The organism is Lutimonas vermicola (genome assembly GCF_038433205.1).
Taxonomy (GTDB): Bacteria; Bacteroidota; Bacteroidia; order Flavobacteriales; family Flavobacteriaceae; genus Lutimonas; species Lutimonas vermicola.
The window spans coordinates 413,868-432,180 of record NZ_JBCDNA010000003.1; the positions used below are offsets into that span (position 1 = coordinate 413,868).

An 18,313-nucleotide genomic window follows, 5' to 3' on the forward strand; every position below is an offset into this window, starting at 1 on the left:
TCTTACAGCAGGTCTAAAAGAGTTTTTACATTTGATTCATTATTATACGCCCTGAGTATTTCCTTTCTCAAGGTGATTTGTTTCTCTGAAAAATCCTTGTCCATAATTTTTAACAACTCATTTGTGATTTCCTTTTTATTGTTGGCGGTAATGCATAGTGGTTCTAAACCAGAGCCTTCAGTTACTTTGGAATTCGCAATGACGTACCTGCTTTGGAAAAGCGCATTGATCAATTTTAGTTTTACACCCGAGTTATTGAAAGAAAACAAAACATTGACTTGGGCCCTGTGAAATAATTCCAGAAGTTGGTCGTCGTCCTGTATTGAAATGAAGCTAATATTTTTATATTGTTTGATTCTGGACAACAGTTTTTTATCAGTACTCTGACCGGCAATAACCAAAGGGTAGTGAATAGACTTAAAAACATCGATAAGAAGATGCGCTGACTTCATATTGTCAGTGACGGTTAAATTGCCGTGAAACAAGGCAAAATAGCCTTTTTTAGACAATTCATGTACGTTTTTGTTAGGATGAAAAGTGGCTAAATACGTGACTTTACCACCATATTTTTTTTGAAAATATGCCGCTTCAACAATTGAAAGCGGTAAAATATGATCGCAATGTTTTAAAACCTTCTCATAGTATCTTAGCCTTAGCGCCTCTATCCAATAGTAGGATTTTTTAAGTAGATTGGATTCATTCGCGGCAAGCTGTTTATAATATTGATGTTCTATATTATGGGTTCTTACGAGGAGTTTTCGGTCTTTAAAAAGTTTTGTTCTCAAAATCAATGTGGTATGCAAGCCTTCAAAAAGAATAGGGGCATCGATCCGTTTCAGGTTTTTGATCAATTGATGGCTGCTTCTTGATTGAACGATATAGGGCAAATAGCCCATGGCTCTGAAAACCGAAGTATGCCTTTTATAATAGTGCACCTCGGAGCAATACTGATTCAGAATCGATTGTTCATTCCTGCCGTATTGAAACACGTGCAAATAGATTTCAGTTCGGCTTTTTGCTAATTCTTTAATCTTGCAAAACACATCCATGACACCTCCATAGTCTGCGGGGAAAGGCACGTCAAAACAGATAACATGTAGTTTTTTAGTCAATTTGATTGATAAATTCGGTGAATACTTTTTTTTCGTTCTCCCAGTTCAATTGTCCCGATGCGCTTATTAACCCGTCCCGGTAATCATTTTTATGCCGTATTATATTTTTAATTGAGAACGCAAGGCTTTCGGGATTTCTTTGTGTCAGACATTCTCCAATGGCATAGGTTGATACAAGTTCCTTCAGCAATGGCAGATCAGATACCAGAACAGGTATTTGTGCCTGGATGTAATCAAACACTTTATTGGGTAAACAATACCTGTAATTCAATCCGAGATCTTCCTCAAGACTCAGTCCGATATCGGCCTGATTGGTCACGCCCTGAAGTTGTTCCGGCAATAATTTCCCAAGAAAAATGACTTTATCTTCCAGATGATTCTCTAATACCCTTACTTGAAGCTGATCCAGGATATCTCCCCCACCGGCTAAAACCAACAGGTGATTTTCTAAATGCATCATGGCGTCTATCATCAGTTCGAGCCCCCGGCCCATATTCAAGGATCCTTGATACAGGACCATTTTCTGATCTTCACTTAAAGCCACAACAGGATCAAAAACTTTTTCGACAGCAGATCTGGGGACATTTTTGATCACTGTAACGGGGACTTTATATTTTGAACTATAAATATCAGCTAATTTTTGATTTACAGTTATCACATTTTTTAGACGGGGAAAGATCGAATTTTCAAGTTTTATCCAAAATGACCTGATTTTCGGTCTGGAGATTAATTCGGGTACCTCCGTAAAATACTCATGACTGTCATAGATCAAAGCACAAGAAGTTATTTTACTCATCAGATAATTCGGCAGGAGGGTGTCAAGATCATTTGCATAAAGAAGATCCTTCCGGGTAAATAACAATTTAATAAACAACCTCAGATTGTATTCAGCATAAAATAAGAACCCCTTGTTGAATAAAAGACGAAACCTATGTGTTTTATATGGGAGATTGATTTCAAAACTGTTTTTCAATTTTCTTCCAATTAACAATATATCATAGCCCAATTCGTTAAAACAATCACAAGTTCTAAGTAACCGTTGATCGGTTGCAAAATCATTGGTTACAGATATGATGATCCTGTTCAAAAGCCTGAAATTATTGAGGTTGAATGATTAGAGATTTATGGATTATAATTGAATGGTAAATATATTAAATATTATATTTGCTGGTCTAATGTGAAAGTTTGAAAAATAAGGAACTTTGTTCAATAAACACTTTGACGCATGAATTTGAATAAAAATGATGACAATCCCAATTGGTACGCTATTTTTACCAAGCCAAGATCTGAGAAAAAAGTGTACCAAAGAATGCTGGATCAACAGATTGAAGCTTTTTTACCTTTGGTTAAGACCGTAAGACAATGGAGTGATCGGAAAAAAACCATTGAAATTCCCCTAATATCTTCATATGTTTTCGTGTATTTACCTGAAAAGGATCTTTATCAAACACTTCCTATACAGGGAACTGTAAATGTCTTAAAGCACTTGGGGAAACCTGCAAAAATCAGACCTGTCGAAATTGAAAATTTAAGGATTTTGAGTGGTACTGGCGAAAACCATCAGATTTCAAGTAGTATCAACCTTTCCAGTGGAGACGATGTAGAGGTTATCAATGGTCCTTTTATGGGTTTGATTGCAACCTGCTTGAGAGAAGGAAAGAACCACCGTGTTGTTGTTAAAATTGACTCCTTGGGAAGTTGTTTTAATGTAAATATTCCTTTGAGTTTTTTGAGAAAAATTCAAAAAGGAGAAACTATAAAAACCTGATTATGAATATTACTGTAGTAGGATCCGGTTATGTCGGCTTAGTTACCGGAACATGTTTTGCCGAAATGGGTAACCATGTTACTTGCATAGATATAGACCAGGATAAAATTGAAAAATTAAAAAAAGGAATCATACCTATATATGAGCCTGGTTTGGAAGCCATGGTTGCAAAAAATGTCGAAAACGGGAGCTTGCACTTCAGCACGAACCTGGAAGTTGGAATGAAAAAGTCCAAAGTGATTTTTATTGCTGTGGGAACGCCTATGGGAGAGGATGGATCGGCGGATTTGCAATATGTTTTAAGCGTGGCGTCCGAGATAGGGCAAAAGATGCACAAACCGATTATAGTAGTTGATAAATCCACTGTGCCGGTTGGAACCGCTGATAAGGTTGCAGAGGTCATTAGTAAGGAACTTAAACAGCGCGATGAAGACATAGAATTTCATGTGGTTTCAAACCCTGAATTTCTTAAGGAAGGGGCTGCTCTTCAGGATTTTATGAAGCCCGATCGAATCGTTATCGGGGCTGATAATGACATGGCTTTTGAGACCATGAGGGATCTGTATGCGCCGTTTACTGTCAATCATGACAGAATGATAGAGATGGATGTGAGATCGGCTGAAATGACCAAATATGTTGCCAATGCCATGCTGGCCACTAAGATTTCTTTTATGAATGAGATTGCGAATATCTGCGAATTGGTTGATGCAGATGTGAATCAGGTAAGGATCGGGATTGGATCTGATTCTCGAATTGGCTATAGTTTTATATATCCGGGAAGTGGTTATGGAGGCTCTTGTTTCCCGAAAGATGTAAAGGCTTTAAAAAAAATTGCCGAAGATCAGGGTTATGATGCAGGGTTGATTTCATCGGTTGAAGCCGTGAATGACAAGCAAAAATTAGTGATTGCCGAAAAGATTGTTAAAAGATTTGGAGACGACTTATCAGGGAAGGTTTTTGCCCTTTGGGGTTTGGCTTTTAAACCAGGAACCGATGACATGCGAGAAGCTCCTGCTATTTATATTGCCAAGGAATTGGTAAAACGTGGAGCTAAAATAAAGGCCTATGATCCAAAAGCAATGCATGAAGCACAGACTTTTTATTTAAAAGATACCCCCAATATTAGCTATTATGATTCAAAATATGAAACTCTGGGAGATGCCAATGCCATGATACTTTTAACCGAATGGAAGGAATTTCGTTCACCGGATTTTGAGGAATTAAAAATGAAATTGGTTGAGCCGATCATATTTGACGGTAGAAACCAGTATTCACATCTAAGGTTGGAAAGCAAAGGATTTGAATATTATCAAATAGGCAAAAGGACCGAAACCGTAAGTGTCTAATGTGCTTTAAATTAGAAGTGTACATTTGGATAATTAAAATAAATAAGTATATTCGTTAAGAAAACCCCTCGTTATGAAAAAAATTATTGCTTTAATTGTATTCATCGGATTGTTGCATTCCTGTGCAACAAAAGATGACGTGGTCTATTTTAATGGGATGAACAGTACTGACAACTCAATTGGATTAGACAGCTATTCTCCTACCTATCATATAGATGATGAATTGATTATTATCGTGAACGCCCTGGATGCAGAGGCGGCGAGACCATTTAATAAGTCTTCTGTAAGTGTATCTCTGGATAATTTAGATGCGCGTGGAAGAGAAAGAATTCAGACCTATCGGGTTGATCCTGACGGGAACGTTAATTTTCCTGTGCTGGGTAAATTGAAAATGGCCGGGTTAAACAGAACCCAGGCAACAGAAATGCTACAGGAAAAATTATCAGTTTATATTAAGGATCCCATTGTAGATATTGAAACAGTCAATTACAGAATCACCGTTTTAGGAGAGGTTAACAGACCTGGAACCTTTACTGCAATAAATGAAAGAATTACCTTGGTGGAAGCCATTTCTCTGGCAGGTGACATGACCATTTACGGAGAGAGAGAGAATGTTCTTGTCATTCAGGATTATGACGGAAAAAAAACATATACAAGAGTAAATTTAAAATCGGATGAATTATTTAACTCACCCGTTTATTATTTGTCACAAAATGATGTGGTTTACGTAGAGCCAAATAAAACAAGAGCCAAGAATTCATCTATTGGCGCGCAGACAGGCGTATTGTTATCAGCTTTCGGGCTGTTGATCTCGGTGTCGGCTTTGGTGGTTACCATCATCAATACTTCTTCCAACTCAAACTAAAAAAAGAGCTCCTGTCAGGAGCTCTTTTTTTCTATATATCTAATTTCAGTTGTAATCGTTGCGAATTGACGAAACATTTCCATGACGCCGCAGTATTTCTCATCCGATAATTGCACTGCCTTTTCGATCTTATCTTTTTTAAGGTCTTTTCCGTAAAATATATATTCCAAATATACTTTTTTGTAGATTTTAGGGTGTTCCTCTGTAAGCTCTCCGGTTACATTGATATCCAAACCTTCAACTTCAGCCCTCATTTTCTTTAAAAGGGATATGATATCCATTCCTGTGCATCCCGCCAAAGAAGTCAGCATCAAGGCTTTTGGCCTAACGCCCTTTCCTTTGCCACCAAATTCAGGTGCAGCATCGATTTTAAAATTCCCTCCTAAAGTGTCGGCATTGAAAAGCATGTTTCCTTCCCATTGTGTTTTTATCTGTTGTCCCATATTGTTTTATAAAAATTAGGTTAAAAATATATTAAGTGATCATCGTGATCGGTTTGTTGTTTAAAAGTGCAGCTCCTGTTCCTTTTGCAACTGAATAAAAGACTTCTCCCTTATGTATAGTCACCCCACTGGCGATATCCTTGCGAAGGAGCAAGGCTCCATCCATGTCAGCATAATCAAGGACAGGCAGCAAATGAGCTATGGCAGAAATCCCTACAGACGACTCGGTCATACAACCTAACATGGTCTGCATGTTTAATTTTCTGGCCCTTGCCAGCATTCGCCTCGCAGGAGTTAAGCCTCCACATTTTACCAATTTGACATTGACGCCGTGAAACATTTCAAAACAGGCGTCAACATCAGTTTCAATCTGGCAGCTTTCATCTGCGATAATGGGTAAGGCTGAATGTTTAAAAAGATACCTAATTCCATCTAAATCCTCAGCGGGAAGCGGTTGTTCTAGAAACTCAACGCCAAGTTTTTTAAATTCCACTGCATTCTGCAGTGTTTCCTCAACTTCCCAGGCTCCGTTTGCGTCAATTCTGAAGATGGCATCGGTATGTTTTCTCAGCGCCTTGATGATATTCAGATCTTCTTGGGTTCCTAATTTGATTTTATATATTGGCCAGGGCGTTTCTTTCATCTTAAGAACCATATTATCAACTTTATCAATACCGATAGTGAAATTCGTAAGAATGTTATTGTCGATGCTGTAGTTCCAGTATTCGTATAACTTTTTCCCAATTTTCTTCGTATAAAGATCGTGGTAGGCAATGTCAAGTGCGCACAGGGCAAACATGTTTTCTTTTAACAAGGGATACATTCTTCCCCAAAAAATTTCAGGAGTTTCATGAAGTCCGTATTCTATTTCGTTCTTTACCCTGCTCAGGTCATCAATCATTGTGTCCAGAGTTTGATGATAATATGGGTTTTCAGAGGCTTCTCCGAAACCTGAATATCCGCCATCTTTTAACTCAACGATCAGCACTTTTTTGCTATCGAAAGATTGCCTGGAAATAGTAAAGGTGTGTTTTAATTGCAAATTATATGTTCTTAGAACGAGTTTCATAGCCAAACAAAAACCTTTACTGATTGTTCTTTGAATTTCCTTTAAGGACGATTACAATTTCGCCTTTGGGAGGATGTTCAATATAATGATCTTTAACTTCTTTAATGCTGCCTCTTCGCGTCTCTTCATATAATTTAGTCAATTCACGGGAAACAGAAACCTGGCGATTTTCTCCAAAATATTCTTCAAATTGCTGCAGCGTTTTGATCAATTTATGTGGTGATTCGTAAAAGATCATGGTTCGGGTTTCCTGAGCCAGCATCTTTAGTCTTGTCTGCCTTCCTTTTTTTACAGGAAGAAAACCTTCAAAAATAAACTTGTCATTCGGAAAACCACTATTGACTATTGCAGGAACAAAAGCAGTGGCGCCGGGTAAACATTCCACAGCAACCCCTTTTTCAATACAAGCTCTTGTGAGTAAAAACCCGGGATCTGATATAGCCGGGGTTCCTGCATCTGAGATCAACGCGAAATTTTCTCCGGCAAGGATCCTGTCAACGATGCGGTCGACCATTTTGTGCTCGTTATGCATATGGTGCGAAAGCATTGGGGTGTCAATTTCATAATGCTTGAGTAATTTGCCCGAAGTTCGTGTATCTTCAGCTAAAATAACGTCTACAAACTTCAAAATTTTCAGCGCCCTTAAAGTAATATCTTCAAGGTTTCCAATTGGCGTAGGCACAAGATAAAGTTTTGAAATTTGAGTATTGTCTGAATTCACGGAACTGAGTTTTATGCAAATATAAAGTTAATTAAAGGCAATTGATACTGTAAAGTGATTTCTGTAGCAAAAATTACATAATCGAAACTGTGATGACATCTAATTAAAAATTGTCCCAAAAACACGAAACTCTTAGCTAATTGATTAAATTTGCAGCTTCAATAAAATGAACATTACTATGTACAGAAGTCATAACAACGGGGCGTTAAGATTGGAACATGTCGGGCAGGAAATACAGCTATCTGGCTGGGTTCAGAAAGTTAGAGACAAAGGATTTATGGTTTGGGTGGATCTTAGAGACAGATACGGAATCACGCAGTTGATCTTTGATGGTGAAAGAACAGATGTAAACCTGGTTGAAAGTGCACGTTCATTAGGGCGTGAGTTCGTCATACAGATTACCGGCAAAGTGATTGAACGGGAAGCCAAGAATAACCAAATGGCAACCGGAGATATCGAAATCTTAGTGAGTGATTTGATTATTCTGAACAAATCGAAAACACCTCCTTTTACCATTGAGGATGAAACTGATGGGGGAGATGAACTGAGAATGAAATACAGGTATCTGGATATTCGCAGGAATCCTGTAAGGGAGAATTTGATTTTTCGCTCAAAGGTGACTATGGAAGTTAGAAATTACCTTGCAATGGAAGGATTTATTGATGTGGAAACACCATATTTGATAAAATCAACGCCTGAAGGAGCGAGAGATTTTGTGGTACCCTCCAGAATGAACCAAGGTCAGTTTTACGCCTTGCCTCAATCTCCGCAAACATTTAAACAATTATTGATGGTTGGCGGCCTTGATAAATACTTTCAAATCGTAAAATGCTTTAGGGATGAAGATTTAAGAGCCGACAGACAGCCTGAATTCACACAAATAGATTGTGAAATGGCATTTGTGGAACAGGAAGACATACTAAATACCTTTGAAGGCCTTGTGAGACACCTTTTAAAGGAGGTCAAAGGAGTTGATATCAATGAATTTCCGCGGATGACCTATAAAGAGGCTTTGAAGACTTATGGCAATGATAAACCGGATATAAGATTCGGAATGAAATTTGGTGAATTGGATGATCTTGCCAAAGGGAAAGGCTTTGGCGTTTTTGATGCACAGGAATTAGTGGTTGGGATAGCCGTCCCGGGTTGCTCCGAATATTCAAGAAAGCAACTTGATAAGCTGGTGGATTTTGTTAAAAAACCACAAATAGGGGCAAATGGACTTATTTGGGTCAAATACAATGAGGATGGGAGCTTTAAATCTTCTGTAGATAAGTTCTTCAATCAGGATCAGCTAAAAGGCTGGGCAGACAGATTGAATGCAGAAAAAGGAGATTTGCTGCTTGTCATGGCAGGAGCAGAGCATAAAACCAGAACTCAACTGAGTGCACTGAGAATGGAAATGGCTGAGGTACTGGGCCTTAGAAAACCAGATGAATTTGCACCCTTGTGGGTTGTGGATTTTCCTTTGCTGGAATGGGATGAAGAGACTCAGCGATATCACGCCATGCATCATCCATTTACTTCTCCAAAACCGGAGGATATGAACTTGTTGGAATCAGAACCTGGAAGGGTCCGTGCTAATGCTTATGATATGGTGCTCAACGGAAATGAAATAGGAGGTGGATCCATAAGAATATTTGATAAGGAAACACAGTCGAGGATGTTTGACCTGTTAGGGTTTTCGAAAGAGCAAGCCAAGGATCAATTTGGTTTTTTGATGAATGCATTTGAGTATGGGGCACCGCCTCATGGAGGTTTGGCTTTCGGGCTTGACAGATTGGTGGCCATTATGGGCGGTCAGGAAACGATAAGAGATTTTATTGCTTTTCCTAAAAACAATTCCGGAAGAGACGTAATGATTGATGCACCTTCAAGGATTGACGAAGCTCAATTAAAAGAGTTGCACTTAATAACAGATGTATAAAGTGCCGGACAGTTTTAAATAAATTGAAATTGAAAAGATGATTAATTTGTGTTTGATGATGAAATTTCAGTGAACCTTTACCTATGCCAGACAGCAAACGTTTATTAGTAAGGTTTTTAAAATGGAGGTATAAGCATATTTCCAATAAACAATTTATCAGCATAGCGAGTGCGGTTATTGGTCTGTTATCAGGACTGGTTGCTGTAACCATTAAAAACTTAACACACTTTATTCAGGAATTACTTGAAGGAGAATTTATCAGGGAGATACATCATGTGTTTTATTTTATCTTTCCGATCATCGGGTTGCTTTTGGTGCTTCTAAGCATCAAATACATTGTAAAAAAAGATGTAGAACACGGTATCCCTTCTACTTTATATGCCATATCCAAGTTAAAAGGACTGATGCCTCGCCGTATGATGTGGGCTTCTTTATTGACCGCTCCTTTAACGGTTGGTTTTGGAGGATCTGTTGGATTAGAGGGACCAACAGTTGCAACCGGGGCCGCAATCGGATCGAATTTTTCGCGTCTTTTTCACCTAAATCAAACAACGCGCACTTTGTTGATTGGTGCCGCTGCCGCAGGTACAATGTCTTCAATTTTTAAAGCGCCTATCGCAGCGATCGTTTTTGCCGTTGAAATATTTAGTCTGGAATTGACTCTGGCTTCCATGATACCCTTGCTGTTGGCTTCAATCACCGCTGTTTTAACGTCGTATTTCTTTTTTGGAGATGATGTGTTGCTGCATTTCCAGGTTCAGGATAAGTTTCATCTATCGGATGTGAGTTTTTATGTTTTTTTAGGAGTTGCGACATCCTTAGTTTCCATTTACTTCAGCAAAGTATATTTTGGCATAGGGAATTTCTTTAAGCGATTTGGGAATCCATATAAACGTTTGTTGATAGGAGGTATTCTGTTAGGAACGGTTGTGTATTTTATTCCACCTCTGTTTGGGGAAGGGTTTGTTACGATAAACAATGTTCTTAAGGGTAATATTGAGGCAGTTGTTAAGAATAACATATTTCATACCCTAACAGATAATATATGGATTGTCGTTTCTTTATTAGCAGGATTGGTATTGTTTAAAGTAGTGGCGATGTCATTGACCTTTGGTGCCGGTGGTATTGGAGGGGTATTTGCCCCGACGCTTTTTACGGGAAGTGTTTTTGGATATTTGACGGCAATAATTATCAACAACAGCAATTTATTCACGCATCAGCTGTCGTTGACGAATTTTGCCATGGTTGGAATGGCCGGACTAATGGCAGGAGTATTGCATGCGCCACTGACGGCCATATTCTTAATTGCAGAAATAACGGGAGGATATGAGCTTTTTGTCCCTTTAATGATCGTTGCTTCAATATCGTTTTTGATAACAAAAAAGTATATTCCTCATAATATATATGCTGCGGAATTGGCCAAGAGAGGTCAGCTCATTACACATGACAAAGACAATAATGTTTTGATGATGCTGGACCTCAAAAAAATTATTGAAACAAATTTTATCGTATTGACCCCTGAAATGAAATTGGGAGATATACTTAAAAATGCAGTTACAAAGTCATCCAGAAATCATTTTCCCGTTGTAAATGAGGAACGTGAATTCCTTGGCGTTATTAGATTAGACGATATCAGGCATATTATGTTTGACACGACAATCTACGATAAAGTCATTGCTTCGGACCTGATGCATGCTGACGCGGGAATTATTGATATTGACAAAGATAATGCTCAGGAAATCATGAAAAAATTCAAGACCACCGTAGCCTGGAATCTACCGGTTATAAAAAACGGAAAATATTATGGGTATATCTCAAAGTCAAGATTGCTCACAGCGTACAGAAGAAAATTAATACATGTAACAAACACTTAGTGTTGCAAGAAACCGACGACCAGATCAGGAAAATCGGTAAATGCCCCATCAAGTTCCAAATCGTTAAAAGCGAATTGAAGCAAGGCCTCAAAACTCTCGAAATTAGGATGTTCATCCTTTCTGAAGGTATAGGCATGAACCTTAAGGTCCAAATTATGGGCCCGTTTGATAAAATCTTTTTTCCCCTGAATGGTTTTCCCATGTGATGTCAGTACAAGTTGCTCAATGGAAGGACCTATGGCATTTGCATAGCCTGCATACTTTTCAAGATTGTCAAGGCTTTCGGGAAATTCTAATAACTGGGTCAAAAAGAGTTCAGAATGCAATTCCTGCCGAATTCTTTGAAGTTCTCCGGCATCAAAGCACTGTAAGATACAGGCGTCTGATTTATTCGTGTAACCAAAGTCGGTTAACACCTCAAGCACGATTTTTGAAATATCCTTTCCATTTTTTTTGTGAAACCCCGGGTTTTTAATCTCGGGATAAATACCGACATTTTTCCCCGTACTGGCATTTAAACCTTGAATCAGGTCAAGTTCATCCTGTAAGGTGTGTAATTTAAAATTTGATTTATTCAGGGGAAAGCGATTTGGGAATTCGGCTTTTTTTGTTATCAGATTGATACGTTCATGAACCGAAAGCCTCATTAATTCGTCCAAAGTAAAGTCAATGACATAAAACCGGCCGTCTTCTCTGGACCTTTCAGGATATACAAGAGCCACATCTGTCACTTCTTCGAGGTAGATATCATGAATTACAATAGGAACACCATCCTTGCTCAGCACAACATCCTGTTCAATATAATCGGCATTCATAGCGTGAGCCATGGCTTTGGATTCCATTGTGTGTTCGGGAACATAGCCTGAAGCCCCTCTGTGGGCAATCACTGTTTTATTAGACAAATTATGAGTTGACATGGTGCACGAGAATGACAAGATTAACCCTAAAAGAGTTATATATTTCAATGAATTGATCAAATCTGAAAATATTTAAGATTAAAGATAAGACATTTTGTAATTTTGCAGCTAAATCTTTTACTCGTATGAAAACAGTCTTAACATTGACACTTTTTTTGGCGCTTGGCCTTATAGGGTATGGGTATTATTTAAATTCATCTGCTACAGGGTCTGGAGAAAAATTCATAGGTGTTGGTGTTTTGGTATTTGCATTTGTTCTCATGCCTTTGTTTATTTATCACCGATATAAGAACAAAGACCTTAAGAATTATTCATTTAAAGACTTTGCGAACCCGCCAGACAAGAAGAAAGAGGACTAATTCAGGTTTCTTTTTTCTATAAAAAACCTATTGATGATTTCGCTGCACTCACCAGTTAAAATCCCACCTGTAAATTTGGTTTGAGGATGTAATGTAGTTTTGAAATGCCGGAACCCTCTCTGTGGATCAAACGCCCCAAAAATGATCTGATCAATTTGTGTCCAATAACTTGCCCCGGCGCACATTTGACAAGGTTCCAAAGTAACATATAGGGTACATTTTTTCAAATATTTTCCTCCAAGATAATCAGCAGCAGCAGTAAATGCCTGCATTTCAGCATGGGCAGTAACGTCATTTAGGGTTTCGGTCAGGTTGTGGGCTCTTGCAATAATTTTTTCACCAATTACAATCACGGCTCCAATGGGGACTTCATTTTTTTCAAAAGCTTTTTCTGCTTCCAATAAAGCCTTTTTCATAAAATATTCATGTGTAAACGGACTTTCCATCTCTAAAAATTGGTTTTAAGCGCTTTGAATCCCTCATCAAATTCATCAAGGATCTGTTGCATGACCAGCGTATCCTTATTCGTATAAAAGACCCTGCTAATCTCACCTATATCCAGATTCAGAAGATTTTCCTGTTCGAGGATGACCTTGGTTTGTCTTGCGATAGCCTCTCCTGAATCCAGAATAGTTACTTGATCACCTACAATCTCTTTGATTTGGTCAGTCAAAAAAGGATAATGTGTACAACCTAAGACCAGATGATCTATATTTTTCTGAAGCATGGGGACGATATGTTTACGGAGCAAATTCGTCATTTCCAAACTGTGCATTTTACCTGATTCGATTAACGAAACCAAACCTTCACCAACTTGCTCCACGACTTCCACTCCCTGCGCAAACCTTTGAGAGGTTTCAAACAACAACTCACTTTTCAGCGTTCCTTTGGTGGCTAGAATTCCCACAACCTTGGTTTTCGAATTCAATGCCGCAGGCTTTATAGCAGGTTGTACCCTTATAAAAGGAACAGCATAATGATCCCTTAGGTATTTAACTGCGTTTGTTGAAGCCGTGTTGCAGGCCACAACAATCAGTTTACAGCCTTTTGACAGCAGGAATTCAGTATTCTTAACGCTGATATCAATGATTTCCTCCTTGGATTTTTCACCGTAAGGGGCATTCTTGCTGTCAGCCAGATAAATAATATTTTCATGTGGCAGAAGTTTATGTATCTCTTCATAAATGGTTAATCCTCCCACTCCTGAGTCAAAAATTCCGATTGGGCTATTACGCATAGAATATATGAAACTTATTATTTTGGCTCCACCAAAGATAATTGTAGTTTTGTATCCGTGATTAAAAAATATTTAGAAAATATCAACAATTCCAGCGATCTGAAGAATTTATCTATTGAAGAACTCAGTTTGTTGGCACAGGAACTTCGGGAATTTATTATCGATGTGGTATCTGTTAAAATGGGCCATCTCGGTGCAAGTTTAGGAGTTGTTGAACTTACGATTGCACTTCATTATATTTTTGATACCCCCAACGATCTTTTGGTATGGGATGTAGGACACCAGGCATACCCTCATAAAATTTTAACGGGGAGAAGAAATTCATTTCATACGAACCGCGAATTTGGAGGAATTTCAGGTTTTCCAAAATTAGGGGAAAGCGTTTTTGACGCGTTCGGAACGGGTCATTCCTCGACTTCCATATCCGCTGCCTTGGGGATGTCAATAGCTTCAAAATTAAAAGGAGAAAATAACAGGCACCATATTGCTGTCATAGGGGATGCCAGCATTGCCAGTGGTATGGCATTTGAAGGATTGAATCATGCAGGGGTTACCAAATCCAATTTGCTGATCATTTTAAATGACAACGAAATGGGGATCGATCCGAACGTAGGAGCTTTAAAAAACTATCTTACTTCTGTCAAACAAGGCAAGGATATTCATCAGAAAAATGTATTTGAGGCCTTCGACATCTCTTATTCAGGACCCATTGATGGCCATAATTTAAATGACCTCATTGATGAGTTGAAAAGGCTTAAATCCATAAAAGGGCCTAAGTTACTTCATGTGATAACGCGAAAGGGCAAAGGCTTGAGAAAAGCCGAAGACGATCAGGTTACTTATCATGCCCCGGGTCCATTTAATAAATTCTCTGGAGAACTAATTGATCAGAAGGAGCTGGATTTGGCACCTAAATTTCAAGATGTATTTGGATTAACCCTGGTGGAACTGGCCGAAAGCAATGAAAAAATTATTGGGATAACCCCGGCCATGCCAACGGGTTCTTCCTTAAAGTACATGATAGAAAAGTTTCCTGATAGAGCTTTTGATGTTGGTATTGCAGAACAGCATGCGGTTACTTTGGCCGCCGGGCTTGCCACACAGGGAATGCTGCCATTTTGCGCCATTTATTCAACTTTTCTTCAAAGAGCCTACGACCAAATCATTCACGATGTGGCCCTGCAAAACTTGCCTGTTGTTTTTTGCATCGACAGGGCCGGATTAGTGGGTGAAGACGGACCAACACATCACGGAGCATTCGACCTGGCCTACCTGAGTTGTATTCCGAATATGATTGTTTTTTGTCCAATGAATGCTATGGAGTTAAGGGATATGCTATTTAGTGTGCAATTTGATTTAAACGGCCCAGTAGCCATTAGATATCCCAGAGGGCGGGGAAGACATGTAGACTGGAGGAAGTCGTTTAACAGAATCGAAACAGGTAAGGGCCGGTTAATCAAAGAAGGAAAAGATCTGGCGATTTTATCAGTTGGCCCACTTGGAGAAACCGTCCAATTAATATGTAAGAAACAAGCGTACAGCAATGTGGCACATTATGACATGCGTTTCGTAAAACCCCTTGATGAAAATTTACTTGATAAAATCTTTCAGACCTATACAATGATCATCACTATTGAGGAAGGTACTGTCAAAGGTGGTTTTGGTGCTGCTGTTTTGGCCTATAAAAACATAAAAAAGGCAGACCATGTTGGTATAGAGTGTTTGGGCCTCCCAGACAAATTTATAGAACACGGAAGCATGCAACAATTATATGAATTGGTTGGCCTGGATCAAAAAAGCATTGAAAAGGTAATCGATCGAACCAGAATTAATAAAAATTGTTAAATTCGCGCATCGATTTTAACCGATGATTAGAACAATCAAAATAGTTTTTTTTCTATTGTTTGTCTCTGCGGTCAATGCCCAGGTCAGAGACTCTGTGCAGGTTGAAATTGTTATTGACACCACAGTGATCAGTCAAAGCATTGACAGTATCATAATGGTGCCGGAGGAACATCCCGAAAATGACAGGCAGCCAGGCAGCCTCAGAGCTGATTCAATACAAAAACCCAGGATGATCTATATTGAAAGAGCACTTTTGGATTCTCTTTTAAGGCCTTATTACAACATAGAAATAGATTCAACAAAAAAAAGAATCTATGGCCGGGACATTCTCATTACGCCAAAGTACAGAATGGTAATTGACGAAAAATCCTCCGACACTTCCTATATCCCATTACCCAAGAAAATAGAGTATTTCTCAAAAATAAAAACATATGGTATTGATACTTTAGGGTTTTCTAATGCCATTGAGCTTATAAAAATAAAAAGGATCAAAAAGGCCAAGAAACCTGTCTGGTGGGATCATAAGAACAGCATTGGTTTTGATCTGAATGAAGTAGCCTTTGTCAATTGGAACTCCGGAGGTCAAAATTCTGTTTCGGGTTTATTTAAGGTCCAGTTTGCCAGAATTTACGAAAAACTTTACACGCTTTGGAGTAGTGAAATATCAGCAAGATATGGCTTGAATAATCAGCAGAATACCGGTTTGATCAAAACAGATGACGAAATACGTTTGACTTCCACTTTTGGTTACAGAAAAGACACATTGTCAAACTGGTATTTTTCTGCTCAAGTCAATTTCAGAACACAATTTACGGATGGATATAAAAATCCTGACGACGAAGAAGCAATTTCGAAATTCTTCGCGCCTGCTTATTTTCATTTGGGAATTGGAAGCCAGTTCAATTTAAAGGAAGAACGTTTTTCTGTTTATATATCGCCACTTACCCTAAAATCGACTTATGTGTTTGACGAAAGTCTTTCAAACGAAGGCGCATTTGGGGTAGAACCAGGGGAAAATGCACGGCACGAACTGGGAATTCTCATAAGAACAAAATGGGAGAAGGAGATTTTCCCTAACGTGGCAATGGTCAATGACCTTGACCTTTACTCAGATTATATTAATGAGTTTGGAAACATTGATATTGATTGGGTATTGAGTTTTCAGTTTAAGATCAACAAAGTTTTTCAAGCCAGTTTCAGGAGTCACATGATTTACGATAATGATATAAAAATCAAAGAGACTAATGAAGAAGGTGAAGTTGAAATCCTTGGAGCCAGAGTACAGTTAAAGCAACAGCTGGGAATTGGTATTATTTACAATTTCTAAGCCGGGCATTAAACCAGGTCAATCCCTTTAATTTTTTTATGAAGTAAAATGCCCGAACTGTCTGAGAAATTTGCTACAAGATTGCATATGCTGAGGATTCTGCTGTACAGGTCATCCGATGTTTGTTTGTATTTATCGGGTAACAACATCAAAACCAGTTTGTCATAATTAGAAAGCCTGTGAGCATGTTTATTGTTGACCGCCGTAAGAAAAACATCTAGCAAATCTGCAATTACTTGGTAACCAGCTATTTCTTTTTCAATCACTTCTTTACTTTGATAGATTTTATCTACACTCAGTTTAATGATATCATTGATCTGTGCTTCATATTTACACTTCTCAAGCAGGGAATGGTTAAAATCCCCTTTAAGGATGTGATCTTCATTTTCAATAAATATTCGAGCAGCTTCCTGAATAAGGTTTCCTATGGCAAGGGCTCTTAGATAACTGATACGGTCCTTGGTATTTTGAAGGGAGTTGTATTTTTTTGTGTTGATCGTATCCCTGACCAGGTTGATCAGATATTCCAAAGCGTAATCCTCGGATATCAATCCCAAATTGATGCCATCCTCAAAATCTATTATGGTATAGCATATATCATCAGCAGCTTCGACAATATAGGCAAGAGGATGCCTCGAAAATGACACATTAGTGTCTTTCCCCCTTTTTTTGAGCCCTAATTCGTGAACAAGTTCCTTAAAGAAATCAAGTTCAGACTGGAATATGCCGTATTTTTTATCAGCAATATGCTGGCTGGGTTTTTTTGGCAATGACTCTTTAGGATATTTTATAAAGGCCCCTAAGGTTGCATAAGAAAGCCTTAATCCACCCTGTATGTTGTTTACTGACTCGCAAAGAATCTTAAAACCATTTGCATTTCCTTCAAAATCAATAAGGTCTTGCCATTGTTTTGGATTCAGATTGTTTTTGAATTGTTGACCTTTCCCCGATAAAAAAAACTCCCCGATCGACTTTTCCCCACTATGTCCGAAGGGAGGATTCCCGATATCATGAGATAGGGCAGCAGCAGCAACAATGGCTCCAAAATCGTTTGAGCGGAATCCCTTTTCTTCCAATTCCGGATATTTTTCAATGACATACTTTCCAACAATACGACCCAAGGACCTTGCTACAACAGAAACCTCAAGGCTATGGGTAAGTCTGGTGTGAACAAAATCTGTTTTTGATAACGGAACTACCTGGGTCTTGTCTTGCAGGCTCCTGAATGAATCAGAAAAAATGATCCTGTCAAAATCAACTTCGAAACCCAGCCGGGCCTCATCCTGATCGATTCTTCTTCTAATGGTCTGATCTCCGTATCTTTTTAAAGAGAGTAATTTTTCCCAGTTCATGTCTGTAATTTAAGGGTGGAAAGATACATTATTTTGTATATTTTTTCAGGAAAGTTAAGCCTTCTTACAGGTGATTTTATTCCTTGCAGATACTTTCGATAAGTAATCTTATGCAACAATATTTTTATTTAATGGTAATTATTCTGTTTTC

The 18,313-nt window shown here is 38.5% G+C and carries 17 protein-coding genes; 8 read left to right on the forward strand and 9 right to left on the reverse strand.

Features of this window, described 5'->3' with window-relative positions:
• Positions 1-2: 2 nt before the first annotated feature.
• Together AABB81_RS13845 and AABB81_RS13850 are read right to left on the reverse strand one after the other, a co-directional pair.
• Positions 3-1,112: a glycosyltransferase family protein gene (locus AABB81_RS13845; protein ID WP_342161151.1), complete on the reverse strand. Its 1,110-nt coding sequence runs from the start codon at positions 1,110-1,112 to the stop codon at positions 3-5.
• Positions 1,105-2,199 (reverse strand): glycosyltransferase, encoded by a 1,095-nt coding sequence (locus AABB81_RS13850; protein ID WP_342161152.1) that lies wholly within the window; start codon positions 2,197-2,199, stop codon positions 1,105-1,107. Before AABB81_RS13850 ends, AABB81_RS13845 begins: the two co-directional genes overlap by 8 nt.
• A 138-nt stretch (positions 2,200-2,337) precedes the next feature.
• Here AABB81_RS13850 and AABB81_RS13855 point away from each other — a divergent pair, with 138 nt between their 5' ends.
• From AABB81_RS13855 to AABB81_RS13865, 3 genes are all read left to right on the forward strand, one after another.
• Positions 2,338-2,880: a UpxY family transcription antiterminator gene (locus tag AABB81_RS13855; protein ID WP_342161153.1), complete on the forward strand. Its 543-nt coding sequence runs from the start codon at positions 2,338-2,340 to the stop codon at positions 2,878-2,880.
• 2 nt (positions 2,881-2,882) lie between these two features.
• Positions 2,883-4,226, forward strand: a complete 1,344-nt coding sequence (locus AABB81_RS13860; RefSeq protein WP_342161154.1) for a UDP-glucose dehydrogenase family protein — start codon at positions 2,883-2,885, stop codon at positions 4,224-4,226.
• 73 nt (positions 4,227-4,299) lie between these two features.
• The gene (locus AABB81_RS13865) at positions 4,300-5,091 is read left to right on the forward strand and encodes a polysaccharide biosynthesis/export family protein (RefSeq protein ID WP_342161155.1); all 792 of its coding nucleotides are present in this window, start codon (positions 4,300-4,302) and stop codon (positions 5,089-5,091) included.
• Between the two features lie 14 nt (positions 5,092-5,105).
• Here AABB81_RS13865 and AABB81_RS13870 read toward each other — a convergent pair whose 3' ends face one another.
• The 3 genes from AABB81_RS13870 to rsmI are packed head-to-tail and all read right to left on the reverse strand — an operon-like array spanning position 5,106 to position 7,303.
• Positions 5,106-5,534, reverse strand: a complete 429-nt coding sequence (locus AABB81_RS13870) for an OsmC family protein (protein WP_342161156.1) — start codon at positions 5,532-5,534, stop codon at positions 5,106-5,108.
• A gap of 31 nt (positions 5,535-5,565) precedes the next feature.
• Positions 5,566-6,603, reverse strand: coding sequence for a dipeptide epimerase (locus AABB81_RS13875; protein ID WP_342161157.1), 1,038 nt, complete (start codon positions 6,601-6,603; stop codon positions 5,566-5,568).
• Positions 6,604-6,619: 16 nt separating this feature from the next.
• Positions 6,620-7,303, reverse strand: a complete 684-nt coding sequence (rsmI, locus tag AABB81_RS13880; RefSeq protein WP_342161580.1) for a 16S rRNA (cytidine(1402)-2'-O)-methyltransferase — start codon at positions 7,301-7,303, stop codon at positions 6,620-6,622.
• 199 nt (positions 7,304-7,502) lie between these two features.
• On the opposite strand from rsmI, the gene aspS reads away from it, so the two are divergent.
• The gene (gene aspS, locus AABB81_RS13885) at positions 7,503-9,251 is read left to right on the forward strand and encodes an aspartate--tRNA ligase (RefSeq protein ID WP_342161581.1); all 1,749 of its coding nucleotides are present in this window, start codon (positions 7,503-7,505) and stop codon (positions 9,249-9,251) included.
• An 83-nt stretch (positions 9,252-9,334) separates the two neighbouring features.
• The gene (locus tag AABB81_RS13890) at positions 9,335-11,125 is read left to right on the forward strand and encodes a chloride channel protein (RefSeq protein WP_342161158.1); all 1,791 of its coding nucleotides are present in this window, start codon (positions 9,335-9,337) and stop codon (positions 11,123-11,125) included.
• Here AABB81_RS13890 and glpQ read toward each other — a convergent pair.
• Positions 11,122-12,102, reverse strand: a complete 981-nt coding sequence (gene glpQ, locus AABB81_RS13895; RefSeq protein ID WP_342161159.1) for a glycerophosphodiester phosphodiesterase — start codon at positions 12,100-12,102, stop codon at positions 11,122-11,124. The genes AABB81_RS13890 and glpQ overlap by 4 nt on opposite strands.
• A gap of 65 nt (positions 12,103-12,167) precedes the next feature.
• On the opposite strand from glpQ, the gene AABB81_RS13900 reads away from it, so the two are divergent.
• The gene (locus AABB81_RS13900) at positions 12,168-12,401 is read left to right on the forward strand and encodes a hypothetical protein (RefSeq protein WP_342161160.1); all 234 of its coding nucleotides are present in this window, start codon (positions 12,168-12,170) and stop codon (positions 12,399-12,401) included.
• Here the strand turns inward: AABB81_RS13900 and AABB81_RS13905 are convergent.
• Positions 12,398-12,847, reverse strand: coding sequence for a nucleoside deaminase (locus AABB81_RS13905; RefSeq protein WP_342161161.1), 450 nt, complete (start codon positions 12,845-12,847; stop codon positions 12,398-12,400). The two genes, AABB81_RS13900 and AABB81_RS13905, sit on opposite strands and share 4 nt — an antisense overlap.
• Positions 12,848-12,849: 2 nt before the next feature.
• On the reverse strand, positions 12,850-13,638 hold the full coding sequence (murI, locus tag AABB81_RS13910) for a glutamate racemase (protein WP_342161162.1): 789 nt from the start codon (positions 13,636-13,638) through the stop codon (positions 12,850-12,852).
• A gap of 57 nt (positions 13,639-13,695) precedes the next feature.
• On the opposite strand from murI, the gene AABB81_RS13915 reads away from it, so the two are divergent.
• Both AABB81_RS13915 and AABB81_RS13920 read left to right on the forward strand, forming a co-directional pair.
• Entirely contained in the window at positions 13,696-15,483 is a 1,788-nt protein-coding gene (locus AABB81_RS13915; protein WP_425287347.1) for a 1-deoxy-D-xylulose-5-phosphate synthase, read from the forward strand.
• 22 nt (positions 15,484-15,505) lie between these two features.
• Complete coding sequence (locus tag AABB81_RS13920; protein ID WP_342161163.1) at positions 15,506-16,810, forward strand: DUF3078 domain-containing protein; 1,305 nt, start codon at positions 15,506-15,508, stop codon at positions 16,808-16,810.
• Positions 16,811-16,818: 8 nt separating this feature from the next.
• Here AABB81_RS13920 and AABB81_RS13925 read toward each other — a convergent pair whose 3' ends face one another.
• Positions 16,819-18,162 (reverse strand): deoxyguanosinetriphosphate triphosphohydrolase, encoded by a 1,344-nt coding sequence (locus AABB81_RS13925; RefSeq protein WP_342161164.1) that lies wholly within the window; start codon positions 18,160-18,162, stop codon positions 16,819-16,821.
• Between the last annotated feature and the right edge of the window lie 151 nt (positions 18,163-18,313).

What these genes read in the sequence shown, in the direction of transcription:
- AABB81_RS13875 (WP_342161157.1), bottom strand. Translation starts at nt 6,603, where the DNA reads ATGAAACTCGTTCTAAGAACATATAATTTGCAATTAAAACACACCTTT.
- AABB81_RS13905 (WP_342161161.1), bottom strand. Translation starts at nt 12,847, where the DNA reads ATGGAAAGTCCGTTTACACATGAATATTTTATGAAAAAGGCTTTATTG.
- AABB81_RS13860 (WP_342161154.1), top strand. Translation starts at nt 2,883, where the DNA reads ATGAATATTACTGTAGTAGGATCCGGTTATGTCGGCTTAGTTACCGGA.
- murI (WP_342161162.1), bottom strand. Translation starts at nt 13,638, where the DNA reads ATGCGTAATAGCCCAATCGGAATTTTTGACTCAGGAGTGGGAGGATTA.
- AABB81_RS13865 (WP_342161155.1), top strand. Translation starts at nt 4,300, where the DNA reads ATGAAAAAAATTATTGCTTTAATTGTATTCATCGGATTGTTGCATTCC.
- AABB81_RS13890 (WP_342161158.1), top strand. Translation starts at nt 9,335, where the DNA reads ATGCCAGACAGCAAACGTTTATTAGTAAGGTTTTTAAAATGGAGGTAT.
- AABB81_RS13920 (WP_342161163.1), top strand. Translation starts at nt 15,506, where the DNA reads ATGATTAGAACAATCAAAATAGTTTTTTTTCTATTGTTTGTCTCTGCG.
- AABB81_RS13855 (WP_342161153.1), top strand. Translation starts at nt 2,338, where the DNA reads ATGAATTTGAATAAAAATGATGACAATCCCAATTGGTACGCTATTTTT.
- AABB81_RS13870 (WP_342161156.1), bottom strand. Translation starts at nt 5,534, where the DNA reads ATGGGACAACAGATAAAAACACAATGGGAAGGAAACATGCTTTTCAAT.
- AABB81_RS13900 (WP_342161160.1), top strand. Translation starts at nt 12,168, where the DNA reads ATGAAAACAGTCTTAACATTGACACTTTTTTTGGCGCTTGGCCTTATA.
- AABB81_RS13925 (WP_342161164.1), bottom strand. Translation starts at nt 18,162, where the DNA reads ATGAACTGGGAAAAATTACTCTCTTTAAAAAGATACGGAGATCAGACC.
- aspS (WP_342161581.1), top strand. Translation starts at nt 7,503, where the DNA reads ATGTACAGAAGTCATAACAACGGGGCGTTAAGATTGGAACATGTCGGG.